This window comes from Sphaerisporangium krabiense (assembly GCF_014200435.1).
Taxonomy (GTDB): domain Bacteria; phylum Actinomycetota; class Actinomycetes; order Streptosporangiales; family Streptosporangiaceae; genus Sphaerisporangium; species Sphaerisporangium krabiense.
The window spans coordinates 660,751-678,439 of record NZ_JACHBR010000002.1 but is presented as its reverse complement, the minus strand read 5'-3'; the positions used below and the strand labels follow the sequence as shown (position 1 = coordinate 678,439).

The window sequence follows — 17,689 nt, the reverse complement described above, 5'->3', positions numbered from 1 at the left end:
GACCGACGCTTTCACCGCAGCAGGAGTTCGGCCTTGCCCATCGATGATGATCTGGTGTCCAATCCACGGCACCAGGACCTAGAGGCAGCGCTTGCCGCCGTGCGGGCGCATGTTCGTGTGCTGGAAACCGCGCTCGATCCGGCATGTGCGCAGTTCGGCGGGCATGCGGTGTGGGTGGGACCGACCGCTCGTGCCTTTGGTGAGGAGTTGAACGGGCGGAGGGCGCGGGTGAAGACGGCCGTTCAGCACGTACTGGCCGAGCTTGAGGCGGAGCTGCGGTCTACTCCGAGCAAGGTTTCACGGGCGGCGGCAGCCGCCATGAGCGGCTGGTCATAACCGATGCCGCGTCATAGCCAGCCCGTCGTGGAAGCAATCGTGCCCTTCCTGTGAGGGAAAGATCGTGAGATAGCTTCAAGTTCGCGGTGATGAGAGGGATGGCAGCGTTCTTGGGTCGGGGGCGCGGGCCTCGGATAGCGCCTCTCGCCAGTCGGCGGTTGCGGAGCCGCCTGAGGTGAGCAGCGCGTCGAACTCGTGCGCGCGGACTACCACGGTGATGCTCTGTCCTGTAGGGGTGTCACGTATCGCGGCGGTGGCGAAGCGGCAGGCCTCCTCCACCTCGCCGGCCTTGGCGAGAGCGCACGCGTAGGCGAGGCGGACAAGGGCGGGATCGTTGGAGTCGGCGGCGTCGGAGGACGACAATGTCCGGGTGACCGCGTCGGCGGTCCCGTCCAGATCACCGAGGTCGGCACGGCCCCGCGCCTCATAGAACGTCTGCCTCTCGGGCTGGAACGACAGGATTCCCGGACCTGAAGCGTCGGCGGAACAGCGCTCCAATGTATTGCGGGACCTGGTGTTGGCGCGTTCGAAGGCCGTCCGGTCTCCCAGAGAGGCGTGCGCGAGGGCGGCCAGACCCCACATCCATGCCAGTGCTGGAGTCGCGCCGACCGCCTGCTCGAGCCGGGGACCGACCATGGCGAGGACGGATCTCGGATCCGAGGAGTAGGTCGGGAGGAGGGCCGAGCTGGCCAGGGTGAGATCCGCGAGATGACCGTCTCCGGCCTCGGCCGATGCGCGCGCCGCCGTCCCATACCAGCGCCTGGCCAGGGGGAAGTGGTTGGCGCAGAACATGATCTCGCCGATCACGATGGAGAGCTTGGCTCCGACCTTGGTGAGGCGGCGCTGGGCCTGGGCCGGCTGCCTGTGCGTGAGAAGTTCCCGGACGCTCGTCAGGTGGAGCAGGGCGTCAGGCAACAGGTCCGCGGGCGGGACCGTCCGCCCCAGCCGGTCGGCTTCGTTCTCCAGGTAGAGGAGCCGGGCTTCGCCGACATTGTTCGAGTCCAGAACCTGTTCGAAGAGGTCGGGGCCGCGGCAGATGCCTTCTGTCAGGCCCAGGGCCATGGTGGTGGCGCCGAGTTGGAATACTTCTCGCCTGTTCGTGGCCGCCTCCCGGGGGTCGGGGCGCGATTCCTGAACGCCGGGGTTCTTGAGTCCAGGGTCGTACGGCGCGAGGAGTTCCGCAACGGTGTGGCCGGGAAACATGCGTTCCAGGACCCGGCAGTGGTCCGCTTGCGGCTTGGTCTTCAGGTGGCCCTTCAACCAGCGTCCGTAGGCCTCGCGGCTGGGCGAGGAGCCGATCAGGTGCCGATCGATGCTCCTGGCCACCTTGTCGTACTCCAGGCAGAACGCCCGATGCGTCTCCTGGTGACGCTTCATCAGCAACACCTTGAGCAAGGTCTGCCGGCTGGACATCGGCATCACACACCCTCCGCGATCATGCACGTACGCAACGTAATCGATCGCTCACAGTAAAGCTCACCCGACCGACATTTTTGCTCGCGCTTCCGTCTGACGGCACGGAGAAGACACCTCGGCGATCGCTTGGAGACCTGTGACGACGCATCGCCGACCGCTCCAGCGTCGGCGGGCGTACGGCCTCCCACGCCTACCGGTCACGAGGACCGCTCGGGGCCGGCCGCGTAGGACAAGGAGAAGCCTCGCGGCCGACGGTTCGGCGGCCGGTCGCGGCGCATTCGCGTGGTGCTCGCCGGCCTGCCCGGCCTTCTAGCGTCGCCTCACCGTGCGGAGGACCGGGCGACCGCGCCGCGAGGTCGCCGCGGTGCCGTCCGTCTGTCCCGGGCATCTTGCGACGCCCCCTCGCGAAGGACATCCATGCGCGAAGACGCCAACACCATTCCCAGGACGTGGCTGGTCGAGAGGGCCGCCTTCCCCTCGGCCGAGACCTCCGTGGCCCAGGCCCGGCGGTGGCTGGGCAAGCTCCTCGCAGGTCATCCCCGCTGCGATGACGCCGTGCTACTGCTGTCGGAGACGTTCACCAACTCCGTCGTGCACACCCGGTCCGCAGTGATCGGCGTCGTGCTTCTCGCCGACGAGGACGACCGCCTTCAGATCGAGGTCGTCGACGAGGGCGCGGAGACCTCGCCGTGCGTCTGTGGCCACTCCAGCGACGGGGATCTGGCGGAGTCCGGCAGGGGGATCCGGCTCCTGCGGGCGCTTTCCGACCAGTGGGGGTTCATCGAGGAGCATCCGCGCTGCGTCGTCTGGTTCACCCTCGGCCCACCGCCGACGCCCGTGGAGTGAATCACCCGCTCCCGAGTTCCCCGTGGGGGCCGGGCGCGGACGTCCCAGAAACGCGCGCAAGATCCTGAGATCCGAAAGAGAGTCGCATGTCCAACGTTCCGGTCATGTCCGAGCCGTTCACGATGACGCAGCGGATTCGATACGGGGTGTGGTGTCTGGGCCTTTCCTCGCTGCTCCTGCTCACCAGCATGCGTCCGTGGGTGCGCGACGCGCGGTCCGGGACGGCGACGCTGTCGCTCTGGGACCTGCCCGGCAGCGAGAACGCGGCCTTGGGTGACAGCGGGCTCAGCGTTCTCGGCATGCTGCTGGTGACGCTCGTGCTGGCCGTCCTCACGGGGTTGCGGCCGGTCCGTCCGCTGGTGCTGGGCACGATGCTGTCGGCGGTGCTGAGCTTCATCGACACCATGGGGCTGCACCAGGCGCTCGCGGACACGCCCGGCCGGCCGGGCGGACTGCCGGCTTGCTTCACCTCGGCGCCCGGCGTCGCGGCCGCCGGCGCCGAGACGCTCACGCTGATCGTCGGCCTCGGTCTGCTGGCGCTGGCCGGGACCGCGAGCCACTCGGCGCGGCTTGGCTCCTCGTAGCGGCCGGTGTGGTGCGATCGGGACCAGAGTGGAGGTCTTGGACGACCTGCTCGAGGGAGGTTCCGCCGATCACGTCGGCAGGTTCGGTGCATCCCACCAGCAGTGCCAGCATCGCCGTCCCGAGTAGGGATCGCCGGCCGGTGTGGTCGACGACGCCGACGCCAGGGTCGATCAGGGCGCGCAGGGCCACGCCCTCCGCGGTCGCGGTGGGCATGCTCACCAGGGTGTCCAGGGTGATCCCGGGCCGCAGCTTGAACCTTCTGGCGCGGAGTATCTCGGCGCACACCTGTTTCCACGGTTCGACGAGGCCGAGGTAGTTCTCGGCCAGGGCCTCCCGAATCGTCTCGTCTTCCTCGGCGCCCGCCACGGCGATCAGCTCCAGCCGGAACTTCGGGCTGTCGAGCAGCCCCGTCAAGGTGGCGTAGCCGAAACGCTGGACGGCACTCACGAAGTCGGGGCCGTTCTGCAGGTCCTCGATGATGTCGAGGGTGCCGGCGGGGTCGCAGTGCGTGGGCTGGTACTGCGACCACAGGCCGAAGCGCAGCAGGTCGGCGATGAAATCCGACGCGACCTCCAGGTGCTCCTCAGCGTTGAGACGTTGCCCACCTGTGGGAAGGGCACGGGGTTGCCGGCGACCTCCGCCGCCACCGCCCGCTGCGACAGGAAGCCGAACAGCGGGCGGGCCAGGGAGTTCTCGTCCTCCGGGTCCACGGGGACGCGTTCGGCGCCGGGGCCGAGGTGGCGCTCGATCATGCGCATGGCCGCCGCCAGGTAGGCCGCGGTGACCGGGTCGTTGGCCACGGCCTGACGGACCACGCGCGCCGCGCCGTCGGACAGGACACGGGCCGGGTACGGCTGTCGGGTCCTCAGGGGGGATGGGACCCGGCGCGTCCACGGGGCCGGCGCGCCGGGTCGCATCGGGCGCCGGCCTCACAGGGCCGGTTCTGGCGTCCCATGGGTCATCGGGGGTCGACGTCGGCGTGGGGGTGGCCGCCGGAGAGGGTGGGGTAGCCGGGGCCGCGGTCGAAGAACGGGCGAGGGGCGGTGGTGCGGAGGGTGGCGCGCAGGGCCGTTGTGGCGGGCTCGTCGACCGCGGGGGCGTCGGCGGGGCCGGTCAGGATGACGCCGTAGTCCGTTCGGGCGGCGTCGAGGGAGACCTTGCCGTCGCGGACGTCGGCGGCCACCAGGGCCGGGTCGCGGTCGTAGGGGGAGCCCCAGCCGCCGCCGCCGGTGGTGCGGACGCGGATGGTCTGGCCGGCGGCGACGGGGAAGTCGTCGACCAGGCCGTCCATCTCGCGGCCGTCCACGGTGACGAGGAAGGGGCGGCCCGCCCGGCCGCCGTTGACGCCCCAGCACGAGAGGATGGAGCGGTCGGCGATGGACATGAACGAGGCGTCGCGCAGCATGCGGATGTGCTTGTCGTAGCCGAGCCCGCCCCGGTGGAGGCCGGGGCCGCCGGAGTCGCGGGCGAGGCCGAGGCGTTCGACGCGGAAGGGCCAGCGGGCCTCGGCGAACTCGACGGGGATGTTGCGGGAGTCGGGGACGACGTGGATGGTGTCCTCGCCGTCGGCGTACCAGCGGCCTCCCGAGCCGCCGCCGAGCACCTCGCGCATGAGGTACGGCCGCCCGTCGTGGTCCTCGCCGTAGACGCCGGTGTAGCGGATGGTCTCCTGGTCGGCGGGCATGCGTCCCCCGGTGGCCTTGGCCAGGACGCCGGCGAGCACGCCGAGCAGGCGCAGGATGACGAACGTGCGGGCGTTGGTCGGCGCGGGGAACACCGGCGTCAGCAGCGTGCCCTTCGCGGGGAAGCGCATCTCGATGAGCGGGACGACGCCCTCGTTGACGTCCAGCTCGGCCATCCGCTCGGGGGTGTCGGCGAGGTTGCGCAGGATCGGGGCGAGCCACTTTTTGAGGAACACCCCGTCCGCGTAGTCGCCGGCGTGGTTGATAGGGCCCTTGGCCTGCGGGGACGTGCCGGTGAAGTCGATGACGAGCGGACGGCCGGCGGCGTGGTCGACGGTGAGGGTGATGCGCTGGGCGTGCAGGCGGGGCGGGTCGACGCCGTCGTGCTCGGCATAGTCCTCCCAGACGTACACGCCCTCGGGGATCTTGGCCAGCAGCTCGCGGCGGAACGTCTCGGTGGTGTTCGAGATGATCGCGTCGAAGCACGCCTCGACGGCCGCCCTGCCGTACCGGGCGAACAGGTCGGCGAGGCGGCGGGCGCCCATCAGGCAGGCGGAGCACTCGGCGTCCAGGTCCCCGGCGAGGGAGTCGGGCATGCGGGAGTTGCGGGTCATGATGGTGAGCGCGGCCCGGTTGGGCACGCCCCGGTCCCACAGCTTGATCGGCGGGACCATCAGGCCCTCCTCGAAGGCGCTGCGCGCGTGCGAGGGCATCGAGCCGGGGACGGCGCCGCCGATGTCGTCGTGGTGGCCGAACGCCTGGACGAACGCGACCACGTCGCCGTCGTGGAAGACCGGGACGGTGACGCACAGGTCGGGCAGGTGGCCGATGCCGCCCTCGGACAGGTAGACGTCGTTGTGGAAGTACACGTCGCCGGGGTTCATCTCGGCGACGGGGAAGTCGCGGACGACGGGCTGGACGAGCGCGGAGTAGGAGCGGCCGGTGAGCTTGCGCATGCGGGCGTCGTGGATGCCGGCGCGGAAGTCGTGCGCGTCGCGGATCATCGGCGAGCGGGCCGTGCGGGCGATGGCGGTCTCGACCTCCCGCTCGACCGAGGCGAGCGTGCCCTCGACGATCTCGACCAGGACGGGGTCGACGGCGGTCATGCGCCTCCTCCATGCGGGGGACGGGCGGCCGCGCGGCGCACGACGAGGTTGCCGTGGGCGTCGGCCTCGGCGGTGAAGCCGGGGTGCAGGGGCAGCGTGGAGCCGTACTCCTCGATGACGGCGGGCCCGGTCAGCACGTCGCCGCGGCGCAGCTCGTCACGCCGGTAGAGGGGCGTGGCGGGCCACGGGGGCGGTTCGTCGAAGTACACGCGCCGCTCCCCCGCCGGTGCCGGGGAGCCGCCGTCGCGCGGCGGCAGGCCGGGGACGGCGGGGCGGGTGATGGGGCCGACGCCGGAGACGCGCAGGTTGACCCATTCGACGGCGTGCCGCGGGTCGTCGCGGTAGCCGTACCCGTAGAGCCGCTGGTGGGCGTCGTGGAACCGGTCGAGCACCTCGGCGCGCCACGCCTCGTCCACCGGACCCCCGGGCGCGGGGACGCGGACCTCGTACGCCTGTCCGTAGTACCGCAGGTCGGCGCTGCGCGCGTACACGTGCCGGTCGCCGGGGAAGCCCTCGCGGTCGAGGGCGCGGGCGGCCTGGCCGGTCAGTTCGGCGAGGATCGCGGCGGCGGTCTCGGGCCGCAGGTCGCGGGTGACGTGGGTGCGGACGTAGTCGTTCTTGACGTCCACGGTGAGCAGCCCGAACGCCGACACGTTGCCCGGCCCGGGCGGGACGAGGACCGCGGGCAGGCCGAGGATGTCGATGAGGCGGCACACCAGCAGCGGCCCGGAGCCGCCGAAGGCGACCATCGGGAAGTCGCGCACGTCGAGGCCGCGTCGCACGGTGATCTGGCGGATCGCGTTGGACTGGTTGAACGCGCTGATCTCCAGGATGCCGGCGGCCGTGCGCGCGGGGCCGAGGCCGAGCCGGCCGGCCAGCGCCTCGACGCCCGCGCGGGCCGCGTCCACGTCCAGGGGGATCTCGCCGCCGAGCAGGTGCGGGGGGACGCGGCCGAGGAAGACGTGCGCGTCGGTGACGGTGACCTCGGTGCCGCCCTTGCCGTAGCACAGCGGCCCGGGGTCGGCGCCGGCGGAGCGCGGGCCGACCTTCAGCGTGCCCTCGGGGGAGATCCAGGCGACCGAGCCGCCGCCCGCGCCGACGGTCACGATGTCGATCATGGGGATCTTGCACGGGTACCGGCCGATGGAGCCCTCGGTGGTGAGGGACGGCTCGCCGTTCACCACCACGGCGACGTCGGTGGAGGTGCCGCCGCCGTCCAGGGTGATCACCGAGGGGTGGCCGGCGGTCTCGGCGATGAGGGCGGCGCCGAGGGCTCCGGCGGCGGGCCCGGACAGCACGGTGGTGATGGGCTGGTGGACGACCTCGGCCGCCGACAGGACGCCGCCGTTGCTCTTCATCACCGAGAACGGCATGCCGAGCCGGTCGGACAGGCCGGCGATGTAGCGGCGCATGGTGGGCTTGACGGCCGCGTCGACCAGGGTGGTGACCGAGCGCTCGTACTCGCGGTACTCGCGCAGCACGTCGCTGGACAGCGAGACCACGGCGGCGGGGTGCTCGCGCTCCAGCACGGCGCGCATGCGGTGCTCGTGGGCGGGGCTGGCGTAGGAGTGCAGGAAGCAGACGCCGAGGGCGGTGACGCCCTGGTCGCGGAACCAGCGGGCGACGCGGGCCGCCTCGTCCTCGTCGAAGGGGCGTACCTCGTGGCCGAGGTGGTCCAGGCGTCCGCCGACGGTCTTCACGCGGTGCACGGGCACGATGCGCGGGGGTTTGACCCAGAAGTACGAGTTGCCGTAGCCGTCGGGGACACTCTGGCGGGCGATCTCCAGGATGTGCGCGAACCCTTCGGTGGTGATGAACCCCAGGTCGAGGGGCCGGTCCTCTAGGAGCTGGTTGGTGGCGACGGTCGTGCCGTGGACGACGCCGCCGACGTCCGCGAGGCTCAGCCCGGACAGCACCTTGCGCACGCCGTTCATGAAGCCGACCGCGGGGTCGGCGGGCGTGGACGGGGTCTTGGTCGTGGTGATCTGGCCGGTCTGCTCGTCCACCGCGACCACGTCGGTGAACGTGCCCCCGGTGTCGACGCCGATACGGACGTTGCGCATGCTCTCAGTGTTTACTGAAGCGCCACGGCCTGGGGAATCAGCAACGTTCGCCAAGGAATCGCCGTGTCGTCGGCAGGTGTGCCCGGCCGCGCCGATCTCCGGAACGCCGCGGGGACGCGGGAACCCCGCGGCGGCGGGGGCGGTATGCAGGGCATGGAGCGACGACACTTCCTGAGGGTCACCGGCGGTCTCGCGGGGGCCGCCCTGCTCACCTCGTGCACGGGTCCCGGCGAGGACCCCCCTTCCCCGGATCCGGGCCGGGTGGCCGCGGGCGCCTCCCCGCCCGCCGGGGACGTGCTGTACGCCGACGTCTCGACCCATCTGTCCGCCGTGGACGCCGCCACCGGCGCGACCATCCTGTCCCTGAAGGACGCGGTCCCCGGGGCCGACCAGCGGCTCCTGTACAGCGTCACGGCGGCTAACGCGCTCATCACGCTGGACGCCCGGACCGGCAGAACCTTGACGCGGACCTCCGTCCCGCCGGGCCTGGTGGCGCGGGCGGTGGCGCCGTCCGGCACCGTGGTGGCCCTCGCCGCCCCCGCGCCCGCCTCGCCGTACGGCGGTCCCGGGCGGCGGGAGACGACCGTCGTCGTGGCCGACCCGTCGGGTGACAGGCCCCCGAAGACCCTGCGCCTGAAGGGCAACTTCGAGCCGGACTCCTTCAGCCTCGGCGGGACCGCGCTGTTCGTCCTCGAATACCTGCCCGCCACCAGGCCGGACCGCTACCGCGTGCGCGTGTGCGACCTGGACTCCGGCACGCTCGGGCCGCTGCTCACGCGGGAGAAGAAGCCGGTGCCGCCGGGCGCGGAGGAGACGATGCGCGGGGAGGGCCGGGTCGCGGTGCTCGCGCCGGACCACCGGCGGCTGTACACGCTCTACACCCACCAGCCCGGCCACCTGCACACCCGTGATCTGGTGGCCGGGCGCGGGACGGGGGTGCACGCGTTCGTGCACGTGCTGGATCTGGAGCAGCGGTGGGCGTACTGCCTGGACCTGCCCGAGCCGTTCGGCAGGGGCGCGGCGCGGGGGCACGCGCTGGCCGTCCACGGCGGCGCGCTGTTCGTGTACGACGCGGCGAGCGGGACGGTCGTGCGGGCGGGCACCGACACGCTGCGGATCGAGCGCACGGCGCGGATCGACGCCGCCGGCGGCACGGCCTCGGCCGTCGCGGCGGGCGTTCGGCTGTACGTGGCCGCCGGGTCGTCGGTCCAGGTGGTGGACGGCGAGACGCTCAAGGCGCGCGAGGAGTGGCGGCTGCCGGGGACGGCCGCCGGGATCGCGACGGGCCAGGACGGCGTCGTGTACGCGGGGGTGCCCGGCACCGCGCTCCGGTTCGAGGCACGGGACGGCGCGGGTGGCAGGGAGACGTCCCGGACGCCGATCGCCGGCATGACGGCCCTGCGCTTCGCCGTCCCGGCCGTCTGACCCGGGCCGCCGGGGCACGGCTTCCCGGCCGCCCCACCGGGCACCCCTGAGGCTCGGGGTGCCGACCCGGCCTCGTGACCCGGCGGGGAGGGGATGCGGGCGTGCGTCTGTATGCTGCTGGGCCGTGAGCGAAACCCCCCTCCCGCCCCTGCCCGACACGCGCCGGGACGGCGTGCTGCGGTTCTTCCACGGTCCGATGGACTGCGGCAAGTCCACGCTGGCCCTGCAGATGAACTACAACCACGCCCGGCAGGGCAGGCGCGGGCTGGTGCTCACCAAGCACGACCGGTCCGGCGGCGCGCGGGTCACGAGCCGCATCGGGCTGGGACTCGCGGCCATCGAGGTGGACGACGACCTCGACCTGGTCGAGCTGGTCCGCTCGCGCGACGGCATCGACTACCTGATCTGCGACGAGGCGTGCTTCTACACCGTCGCCCAGATCGAGCAGCTCGCCGACCTGGTGGACCGGCACGGCGTGGACGTGTACGCGTTCGGCCTGGCCTCGGACTTCCGCTCGCGCATGTTCCCGGCGGCGCAGCGGCTGTTCGAGCTGGCCGACGAGGTGCTGCGGCTGCAGGTCGAGGTGCTGTGCTGGTGCGGGCGGCAGGGCAGGCTGAACGCGCGCATCGTCGACGGGGTGATGGCGCGCACGGGCGAGCAGGTCGTGATCGCCGACACCGACGGCGCGCAGGTGCACTACCGGGTGCTGTGCCGGCGGCATTACCGCAGCGGCGACCTGGGGCCGGTCGCGGAGCCCCTCCTGCCGGCCGTCACCCCGGCCTGACCGGGACCGCGCACCCGCGGCTCCGGCCCGCCCGTCGGCGCGGGTGAGGGCGGGGAGGCGATGTCGCGGGTCAGGGCGCGGAGGCGATGTCGTCCATGCGGGCGGCGATCTGGACGGGGTCGCCGCCGAGCAGGGCGGAGGCCGCGCGCCACCAGGCGAACCACTCGCCGCTGCGCCACATCCAGTCGGAGCGCTCCACGGCGGCGACCACGTCGCCCTTGGCCTGCCACCACGGGCCGATCTGCTCGGCGGTGGCGCCGTGGCGCAGGGCCCAGTGGCGCAGCGTCTCGGCCACGCGCTGGTCGACGGTGACGGCGTACGGGTCCGGGTCCTCGCCGGGCAGGGGGTGCGGCCCGAGGCCGGCGGCGACGCCCCAGCTCCACTGCGCCTCGGCGGGACGGGAGTAGCGCAGGGACGCGAAGTCGAGGTTGGAGCCGAGCGAACCGTCCAGCCGCTCGACCACGACGGCGTCCACGCGCCCGCCCGCGTCGAAGGCGACGACGAGGCGCGCGCCGGGGAGCACGTCGGAGGGCAGTTCGACGCGGTCCTCGGCCTGCCAGGAGTTGAGGTCGACCGAGGCGATCGGCCGGCCCCACGCGACGTCGGCGGCGTCCTCCGAGATCCAGGAGGCGAGCATCTCCAGGACGGTGAGGTCCGTCCAGGGCTCGATGGCCGTGCCCACGGCCAGGACCTCGTCGGGGGCGGGGATCTTCCCGTCGCGCGCGGACGTCCACCAGGTCTCGCCGAGCGCGCGCGTGCCGATGAGGAGGCCCGCGATGGCGGCCAGCTCGGAGGAGCGCCGGATGAGGGGCGCTCCCTGCGCGAGCTCGGCGCAGCGGGCCGCGCGGTCACCGCCGAGCGCGGCTCCGGCCGCGTCCAGCAGGGACGCCGCCGTCGGGTGCTCCTCGCCGAGCAGGTCTTGGATGAGCCGCCGGGCCTGCGTCCGGGCGTCTTCCGCACGGAACTCTCGCATGCCCACCACGTTACGCCGGGAGATCCTCTTCCGCGAGACACCGTAACAAGATCGGGATCTACCCCGGGTGGACGGCGCCCGCGTGGCCGGGGCGGGGCGGTGACGCGCAACCGGCGGGGGGTAAAGGCTGCGGCGAACCCGGCACGGCGACGTACCCGAACCTCCCCGCGAGCAGTGGAAAAATCTACGGCCCTGAGAGGCGTGACCGGGCTCTCCCCCACGCCCGCCGAGCGCCACCGGTTTCGAAGCCCACCACGCGCTCCGACCGGTAGACGTCGGACGCCGGGCCCTCGCGACCGCGCACAACGAGCGGGTACGGCGTTCGCGGAGACCTACGCGGACCGGCATACGCCGACCGGCGCAGGGGACCGGCGTTCGCGGCGGCCCACCGGGGCGCGGGGCTCAGCGGCGGCGGCCGGAGCGGCCGAGGAGCCAGCCGATGACGGCGCTGCCCAGTGCGACGCCCGCGCCCATGCCGAACGCCGTCAGCACCGGCCAGACCGGCGTGCCGGCCCGCTCGGGACGTGGGCGCTCGAAGACCTGCCCCGGCGCGGCATGCGTGAGGAGATCCGCCGCCCCGGCGGGAACCGTCCCCGGGACCGCGGGCACCGCCCCGGGGACCGCGGGGAGCGCCCCGGCCGGAAGCGTTCCGGGGAGGGCTGTCGCCGTCCCGGCCGGCACGGGGACGACCTCGCCGGCGGAAGGGCCCGCGACAGGGACGGCGGCGGGGGCGGTCTGGCGGAGGTGCTGGTCGACGGCGGTGAAGAACTCGCCTGCCGTCTTCTTGGCGACCGAGCCGAGCACGCGCTGCCCGACGCCGCCGATCATGCCGCCGACCACCGCCTCGGCGGCGTAGTCGACGCGGGTCGCGCCGCCGTCGACGCCCTCGACCTCGCTGAGGCGGATGCGCACGGTCGCGTCCACGGTGCCGGGCGCCCCGGTCCCGCGGGCGCGCAGCGTGAACGCCTCCGGCTCGTCGGGCTCCGACAGCGCGACCTCGCCCTCGTAGACGCCCTTGATGGAGGCGACGCCCGCGCTGACCGTCATGCGGTAGGTGTCGGACCCGGCGGCCTCCAGGCGGCGGCAGCCGGGGATGGTGCGCACGAGCACCGCCGGATCCTGGAGCGCGGCCCAGACGCGGCCGCGATCGGCCCCCACCACGGCACTGCCGACGACCTTCATGGACACCTCCGATGCCGAAACGCCCGCGGTGCCGATCACGCTAACACCTCACCCGGCCGCCCACCGCGTACCCGCCGCCCGGCCGCTCGCCCACCGTCTTGTCACCTCGGGAAGCGGCGGCGCAGCGCACGCCACAGGCGGGCGGGCAGAGCGGCGACGGCGGCGAGCCCGTCGCGTGCCGCGTAGAAGGCTCCGCGGACGGCGTCGGCCGCGGAAGGACGCCGTCCCGCGCCGTGCTTGTACCGTTCCACGGCGCGGACGAGGTCGTCGAGGCCCTCGTGGACCTCGCCGTACCCGGGCCGCCGCTCCCCGGGCGGGCGGCTCCCGGGGCCGGCGTCCCGGCTCTCCTCGTCGTCGGGCATCGCGGTCATCTCAGAACTCGTCGATGTTGACGACCGGACCGGGACGGGCGCGCCGCCGCCGGGGGACGCCGAGGAGCCGATCGCGGCGGAACACGTGGCGGTCGGCGCCGGGGACGCTGATCCACGCCTCGGCGGGCGCGCCCTGCGCCTTGATGGTGAGCGGGTGGAAGGCGTGCCGCCTGAGGTCGCGCTGCTCGTGCTCGATGACGTCCTCGAAGAGCTGGGCCGAGATGGCGACGGCGAGGTCGGAGCCGGGGTGGCGCCGCAGCGCGTCCTTGAGCGCGTCGCTGTCGCGCATCATGCACACGGTGTCCACGGCCCTGCCGACGACGCCGCCCTCGCCGACGCGCGTGGGCCCTTGGTGGAAGGCGGCGCGCACCCGGGTCCTGGCGTCCTCGCCGGGACGGTCGTTGTGCCGTCGAAGGGCGAGGCGCAGTTCGCCGACGAACCCGGCGATGACGCGGGCCTCGTCCACGCCGGGCGGGAGCAGCAGGAGCAGGCCTCCGGACCGCCGCGGCCCCGCGGGGGCGCCGCGCTCGGCCAGGTAGAGCCGGTCGAGGCCGGCCCGCTCGCTCGCGTCCTCGACGATCGGGACGAGGGGCCGTCCGGCCGCGCCGTGCCCGTGGGCGTCCAGGGCGATGCAGAGCCGGCGCACCGGGCCGCCGGGCTCGTTGACCGGGGGTTTGCGCGCGACGCAGGGGCCGAGGCCGCGCCAGCGCCGTTCCCCGGTCACGCCGGGACCTCGTACTCCCAGGAGTGCCCGCCGAGCCCGGCGAGGCGGCGCAGCCTGCGGGCGTCGTGGACGACGAGGTGGTGGTAGCCGGTGCCGAGGATGCCTCCTCGGCGCAGCACGTCGAGGTCCCGGTGGACGGTCGGCTCGCACGCGCCGACGAGGGCGGCCAGTTCGGGCTGGGTGAGGTCCACGTCGATCATGACGCCTTCGCGCACGGAGGTGCCGTAGGAGTCGGCGAGTTCGGCGAGGACGCGGGTCAGGCGGGTGAGCGGGGGGAGGGTGGAGAACTCGACGCGCCGCCGTGCCGAGGCGCGCTGGGCGGCGCGCTGCACCGCCGAGGCCGCCTCGGGGCAGCGCGCGAGGAAGCCGAGGAACGCCTGGCGCGGGACGGCGCGCATGAGGCAGTGGCCCGCCGCGGTGGCGGTCACGGCCGAGGGGCGGCCGTCGCGGACGGCGAGGTCACCGGCGAGGTCACCGCCGACGCGCAGCCCGAGCAGCGCGGACCTGCCACCCGCCGTCCTGGCGGTGATCTTGACGCAGGCGTCGAGGAGGAGGAACACCTCGGCCGGGGTCTCGCCCTCGGCGATCAGCGTCTCGCCTGCCGTGAGCTGCCGGGGCGTCCCCAGCGCGAGGAACCCGTCCCTGGCCGCCTCGCCGAGGCCGCCGAGCAGGCTGCCGGGAGGCCAGACCCCCACCTTGCGAATCTCACGGCGCCGCCCGATATCGGGGCCGGTCATGGTCATCCTCCAGTGCGACGTGGCCGGCGTCCCGCCGGCCGATCGGAGCCCGGGCCCCCACCCGTGCTGTCGGTGGTGAGGGGGTCCCGCGCGCCGACGACCGGGTGCCGGACGACCTCACAGAGCTGACGTACTGGTGGCAGGTTCCGAGTACCGCGTCCTGCCGATTGATGTGCCGTTCGTTGGTTTTTCAACTATGGGAGAAACTCCTTGCGGGGACCTTGCGGACGGCTAACGGGGGACATGAGAGATCGCGGAGAGGGCCGCAAGGCCCGCGGCCGTCCCTCGGACGGCGTACCGGCGAATCACCCCGTGGGCGGACGCCGCCGCGGGTCCCCGCCCACGATGATGGGGTCGCCGCGCCAAGGGGGCGATGGGCCGCGCGCGAGCCTGGGGAGGGGCGCGCGGCCGGTGTGACGAAGATCGCAGAACGCGCGGGGCCTCCCCTGAGCATCAGCTCTACAGCGTGTAGTACTACTGGATGTAGCACTACGAGACGTAGAGCTTCTGACGTGAGGGACGCATGGACGCATTGGACCTGGCACGGTGGCAATTCGGGGTCACCACCGTGTACCACTTTCTCTTCGTACCCCTGACGATCGGACTCGGCGTCTTCGTCGCCGGCCTCCAGACCGCCTGGCACCGCACGGGCAAGGCGCACTACCTGCGGCTCACCAAGTTCTTCGGGAAGCTGTTCCTGATCAACTTCGCGATGGGCGTCGTGACCGGCCTCGTGCAGGAGTTCCAGTTCGGCATGAACTGGAGCGCCTACTCGACGTTCGTCGGTGACGTCTTCGGCGCGCCGCTGGCGCTGGAGGCCCTGCTGGCCTTCTTCCTGGAGTCCACGTTCCTCGGCCTGTGGATCTTCGGCTGGGACCGGCTGCCCAAGCGGATCCATCTCGCCTGCCTGTGGGCCGCCGTCATCGGCTCGAACCTGTCGGCGTACTTCATCCTGGCCGCCAACGCCTGGATGAAGCACCCCGTCGGCTACGAGGTCGTGGACGGCAAGGCCCGCATGACCGACCTGTGGGCCGTGCTGACCAACTCCACCGCGCTGGCGCAGGTGCCGCACGTCGTCGCGGCGGCCTTCATCGTCGCCGGCGGGTTCGTGATCGCGGTCAGCGGCTACCGCATCCTCCGCGAGCGCCGAATGATCGCCGACGGCGACGCGACCGTGCCGATGGCCAGGCCCGCCCGCGGGCGCGGCCCCGCCGACCCGATGATGTGGCGCACCAGCCTGCGCGCCGCGCTGGTGATGACCGCCATCGCGGGGGCGGTCGTCGCGGGCACCGGCGACATGTCCGGGCAACTGCTGCGCGAGCAGCAGCCGATGAAGCTGGCCGCCGCCGAGGGCCTGCCGCACGACCGGAAGGGCGCGCCCGCCTCGATCGTCCCCGGCGTCGAGGTGCCGTACGTGCTCAGCCTGCTGGCCGCGCACGACCCGAACGCCGAGGTCCAGGGCGTGGAGGACATCCAGCGGCGGTACGCCGAGCGGTACGGGGAGGCCGACTACCGGCCGAACGTGCCGGTCGTGTTCTGGTCCTTCCGCGTCATGATCGGGTTCGGGCTGGCCACCGTGGGCCTGTCGGTCCTCGGGCTGTGGCTGACCCGGCGCCGCCGGGGCACCCCCGACTGGTTCGCCCGCGCGTGCCTGCTCGCCCTGCCGCTGCCCACGCTGGCCATCGTCGCCGGATGGCTGCTCAGCGAGATCGGACGCCAGCCGTGGACCGTCCAGGGCGAGCTGCTGACCGCCGCCAGCGTGTCCCCCGGCGTGAGCGTGACCGAGGTGGCGATCTCCCTGGCGCTGTTCACCGCCCTGTACGGGGCGCTCGCGGTCGCCGAGGGGTGGCTGCTGGCCCGCCACGTCAAGGCGGGACCCGAGCCCGTCGTCCCCGCCCCGCGCGTCCCCGACGACGCCGAGCCCGTGCGGCTCGCGCCGACCCTCATGTACTAGGAGGACCCCATGGACGTCACCACCTTCTGGTTCCTGGTCGTCGCGTTCCTGTGGACCGGTTACTTCGTGCTCGAAGGCTTCGACTTCGGGGTCGGCGCGCTGCTGCCCCTGGTCACGCGCGACGAGGCCGAGCGGCGCCAGGCGCTCGCCACGATCGGCCCGGTATGGGACGGCAACGAGGTGTGGCTGATCACGGCCGTCGGCGCGATGTTCGCCGCCTTCCCCGCCTGGTACTCCGGATTCCTCAGCGGCTTCTACCTGCCGCTGGTCATGGTGCTCGCCGGGCTCATCGTGCGCGGCGTCGCCCTGGAGTGGCGCGGCAAGGTCGAGGGCCGCGAGCGGGCGCTGTGCGACGCGGGCATCGTCACCGGCAGCGTGCTGACGGCGTTCCTGTGGGGCGGCATCTTCGGCCACATGCTGTCGGGCACGCTCGCCGGCACGCTGGTCGGCGGGGCGCTGTCGCTCTCGCTGGCCATGCTGCACGGCGGGGTGTTCCTGGCGCTCAAGACGGCCGGCCCGCTGCGGGCCCGCGCCCGGCGCGCCGCGCTGACGGCCGCGGCCGTCGCCGTCCCCGCCGCGGCGCTCGCCCTGCCGGGGGTGCCCGCGTCGATCAGGCCGGACGGGGCCGCGGGCGCGGACTGGACGGCGCACCCGCTGGTGTGGGCGGCGGCGGTGGCCGCGATGGTCGCGCTGGCCGCCGGAGTGGCGCTGATCTGGCGGCGGCGCGAGGGCTGGGCGTTCACGGCGACCGCCGGGTCGATCACGCTGCTCACCGCCACGGTGTTCGCGGTGCTGTGGCAGGCCCCGCTGCCCGGGCTGACGGTCGCGGGGGCCGCCTCGGGGCCGTACACGCTGGGCCTGCTCACCTGGATCGGCCTCATCGCGCTGCCGTTCGTGCTCGCCTACCAGGCGTGGACGTACTGGGTGTTCCGCAAGCGCGTCACGGCCTGAGCCGGAGACGCCCGCGGGCGCGGACCTGGTGGGTCCGCGCCCGCTTCGCCTTCCGCCGGTTCAGCAGCGGGGGGCGACGGCGTCGATCTTGCCGCCGAAGTCGTTCTTGTAGACCTTGCGGTAGTCGCCCTTGCGGACCACCCGCGTCTCCTTGCGGTCGGGGACGTGGATCCAGTTGATGAAGCAGCCGTCGGCGTCGGCCTTGAACGACCCCACGTTGTCGTGCAGGGCGGGCGGCACGTCCACGTAGCCGTTCCCCGGGTTCCAGCACCACGAGCTGCCGGTGTAGTCCTTGCCGGACCAGAGGCAGATGTCGCCGGGCCCCCTGTTCGCGCCCTTCTCCCCCGTCGTGCCCGCCGGAGCCGGGCCAGCGATGGCCACCATGACCACTCCGGCGACACCGGCCGCCGCGGCGATCCGCGCACTCCAGGACGCTGGCTTCATGACGCTTTCCTCCTCGTGTCGGTCGTGCGGGGAGACCGGCCGCCGGCGGCGGCGATCTCCCGGCGTCTTCCGTCACGGACTGTAGCAATATCGCGACGCACTGTGATCTG

At 73.1% G+C, this 17,689-nt stretch carries 17 protein-coding genes; 7 read left to right on the top strand and 10 right to left on the bottom strand.

All coding sequences use genetic code 11. From position 1 onward, the window contains the following. Positions 1–33: 33 nt before the first annotated feature. Entirely contained in the window at positions 34–336 is a 303-nt protein-coding gene (locus tag BJ981_RS31025) for a hypothetical protein (RefSeq protein ID WP_184616950.1), read from the top strand. Between the two features lie 75 nt (positions 337–411). Here BJ981_RS31025 and BJ981_RS31020 read toward each other — a convergent pair whose 3' ends face one another. Beyond that, positions 412–1,755, bottom strand: coding sequence for an NsdA family TPR-like regulatory protein (locus BJ981_RS31020; protein WP_184616949.1), 1,344 nt, complete (start codon positions 1,753–1,755; stop codon positions 412–414). 414 nt (positions 1,756–2,169) lie between these two features. Here BJ981_RS31020 and BJ981_RS31015 point away from each other — a divergent pair, with 414 nt between their 5' ends. Together BJ981_RS31015 and BJ981_RS31010 are read left to right on the top strand one after the other, a co-directional pair. After that, positions 2,170–2,598: an ATP-binding protein gene (locus BJ981_RS31015; RefSeq protein WP_184616948.1), complete on the top strand. Its 429-nt coding sequence runs from the start codon at positions 2,170–2,172 to the stop codon at positions 2,596–2,598. Positions 2,599–2,684: 86 nt separating this feature from the next. Continuing rightward, positions 2,685–3,182, top strand: a complete 498-nt coding sequence (locus BJ981_RS31010) for a hypothetical protein (protein WP_184616947.1) — start codon at positions 2,685–2,687, stop codon at positions 3,180–3,182. Here BJ981_RS31010 and BJ981_RS31005 read toward each other — a convergent pair. From BJ981_RS31005 to BJ981_RS30995, 3 genes are all read right to left on the bottom strand, one after another. Continuing rightward, complete coding sequence (locus BJ981_RS31005) at positions 3,106–3,630, bottom strand: hypothetical protein (RefSeq protein ID WP_184616946.1); 525 nt, start codon at positions 3,628–3,630, stop codon at positions 3,106–3,108. The two genes, BJ981_RS31010 and BJ981_RS31005, sit on opposite strands and share 77 nt — an antisense overlap. Before the next feature lie 511 nt (positions 3,631–4,141). Then, positions 4,142–5,971, bottom strand: coding sequence for a hydantoinase B/oxoprolinase family protein (locus BJ981_RS31000; RefSeq protein ID WP_184616945.1), 1,830 nt, complete (start codon positions 5,969–5,971; stop codon positions 4,142–4,144). Continuing rightward, on the bottom strand, positions 5,968–8,034 hold the full coding sequence (locus tag BJ981_RS30995; protein WP_184616944.1) for a hydantoinase/oxoprolinase family protein: 2,067 nt from the start codon (positions 8,032–8,034) through the stop codon (positions 5,968–5,970). Before BJ981_RS30995 ends, BJ981_RS31000 begins: the two co-directional genes overlap by 4 nt. Before the next feature lie 153 nt (positions 8,035–8,187). On the opposite strand from BJ981_RS30995, the gene BJ981_RS30990 reads away from it, so the two are divergent. Both BJ981_RS30990 and BJ981_RS30985 read left to right on the top strand, forming a co-directional pair. Next, positions 8,188–9,459, top strand: a complete 1,272-nt coding sequence (locus BJ981_RS30990) for a PQQ-binding-like beta-propeller repeat protein (protein ID WP_184616943.1) — start codon at positions 8,188–8,190, stop codon at positions 9,457–9,459. Positions 9,460–9,583: 124 nt separating this feature from the next. Further along, entirely contained in the window at positions 9,584–10,243 is a 660-nt protein-coding gene (locus tag BJ981_RS30985; RefSeq protein WP_239139265.1) for a thymidine kinase, read from the top strand. Positions 10,244–10,313: 70 nt separating this feature from the next. Here BJ981_RS30985 and BJ981_RS30980 read toward each other — a convergent pair whose 3' ends face one another. The 5 genes from BJ981_RS30980 to BJ981_RS30960 form a co-directional block, all read right to left on the bottom strand. After that, positions 10,314–11,216 (bottom strand): hypothetical protein, encoded by a 903-nt coding sequence (locus tag BJ981_RS30980; protein ID WP_184616942.1) that lies wholly within the window; start codon positions 11,214–11,216, stop codon positions 10,314–10,316. 402 nt (positions 11,217–11,618) lie between these two features. Next, positions 11,619–12,437 carry an SRPBCC family protein gene (locus BJ981_RS30975; RefSeq protein WP_239139266.1) on the bottom strand — a complete coding sequence of 273 codons (819 nt, stop codon included), beginning with the start codon at positions 12,435–12,437 and terminating at the stop codon, positions 11,619–11,621. A gap of 62 nt (positions 12,438–12,499) precedes the next feature. Continuing rightward, positions 12,500–12,769, bottom strand: coding sequence for a hypothetical protein (locus BJ981_RS30970; protein ID WP_184616941.1), 270 nt, complete (start codon positions 12,767–12,769; stop codon positions 12,500–12,502). Between the two features lies 1 nt (position 12,770). Next, complete coding sequence (locus BJ981_RS30965; protein WP_184616940.1) at positions 12,771–13,493, bottom strand: hypothetical protein; 723 nt, start codon at positions 13,491–13,493, stop codon at positions 12,771–12,773. Continuing rightward, positions 13,490–14,230: a Crp/Fnr family transcriptional regulator gene (locus BJ981_RS30960; RefSeq protein WP_184616939.1), complete on the bottom strand. Its 741-nt coding sequence runs from the start codon at positions 14,228–14,230 to the stop codon at positions 13,490–13,492. The genes BJ981_RS30965 and BJ981_RS30960 overlap by 4 nt, the downstream gene beginning before the upstream one ends. 523 nt (positions 14,231–14,753) lie before the next feature. Here BJ981_RS30960 and BJ981_RS30955 point away from each other — a divergent pair. After that, on the top strand, positions 14,754–16,184 hold the full coding sequence (locus BJ981_RS30955) for a cytochrome ubiquinol oxidase subunit I (RefSeq protein ID WP_184616938.1): 1,431 nt from the start codon (positions 14,754–14,756) through the stop codon (positions 16,182–16,184). 9 nt (positions 16,185–16,193) lie between these two features. After that, on the top strand, positions 16,194–17,135 hold the full coding sequence (gene cydB, locus BJ981_RS30950; RefSeq protein ID WP_184616937.1) for a cytochrome d ubiquinol oxidase subunit II: 942 nt from the start codon (positions 16,194–16,196) through the stop codon (positions 17,133–17,135). A gap of 60 nt (positions 17,136–17,195) precedes the next feature. Here the strand turns inward: cydB and BJ981_RS30945 are convergent, their stop codons facing one another. Then, positions 17,196–17,579: a peptidase inhibitor family I36 protein gene (locus BJ981_RS30945; RefSeq protein WP_184616936.1), complete on the bottom strand. Its 384-nt coding sequence runs from the start codon at positions 17,577–17,579 to the stop codon at positions 17,196–17,198. Positions 17,580–17,689: the final 110 nt, after the last annotated feature.

Coding starts and splice junctions, on each gene's coding strand:
- BJ981_RS31020 (WP_184616949.1), bottom strand. CDS start 1,755: ATGCCGATGTCCAGCCGGCAGACCTTGCTCAAGGTGTTGCTGATGAAG.
- BJ981_RS31015 (WP_184616948.1), top strand. CDS start 2,170: ATGCGCGAAGACGCCAACACCATTCCCAGGACGTGGCTGGTCGAGAGG.
- BJ981_RS31010 (WP_184616947.1), top strand. CDS start 2,685: ATGTCCAACGTTCCGGTCATGTCCGAGCCGTTCACGATGACGCAGCGG.
- BJ981_RS31000 (WP_184616945.1), bottom strand. CDS start 5,971: ATGACCGCCGTCGACCCCGTCCTGGTCGAGATCGTCGAGGGCACGCTC.
- BJ981_RS30995 (WP_184616944.1), bottom strand. CDS start 8,034: ATGCGCAACGTCCGTATCGGCGTCGACACCGGGGGCACGTTCACCGAC.
- BJ981_RS30990 (WP_184616943.1), top strand. CDS start 8,188: ATGGAGCGACGACACTTCCTGAGGGTCACCGGCGGTCTCGCGGGGGCC.
- BJ981_RS30980 (WP_184616942.1), bottom strand. CDS start 11,216: ATGCGAGAGTTCCGTGCGGAAGACGCCCGGACGCAGGCCCGGCGGCTC.
- BJ981_RS30970 (WP_184616941.1), bottom strand. CDS start 12,769: ATGACCGCGATGCCCGACGACGAGGAGAGCCGGGACGCCGGCCCCGGG.
- BJ981_RS30960 (WP_184616939.1), bottom strand. CDS start 14,230: ATGACCGGCCCCGATATCGGGCGGCGCCGTGAGATTCGCAAGGTGGGG.
- BJ981_RS30955 (WP_184616938.1), top strand. CDS start 14,754: ATGGACGCATTGGACCTGGCACGGTGGCAATTCGGGGTCACCACCGTG.
- cydB (WP_184616937.1), top strand. CDS start 16,194: ATGGACGTCACCACCTTCTGGTTCCTGGTCGTCGCGTTCCTGTGGACC.
- BJ981_RS30945 (WP_184616936.1), bottom strand. CDS start 17,579: ATGAAGCCAGCGTCCTGGAGTGCGCGGATCGCCGCGGCGGCCGGTGTC.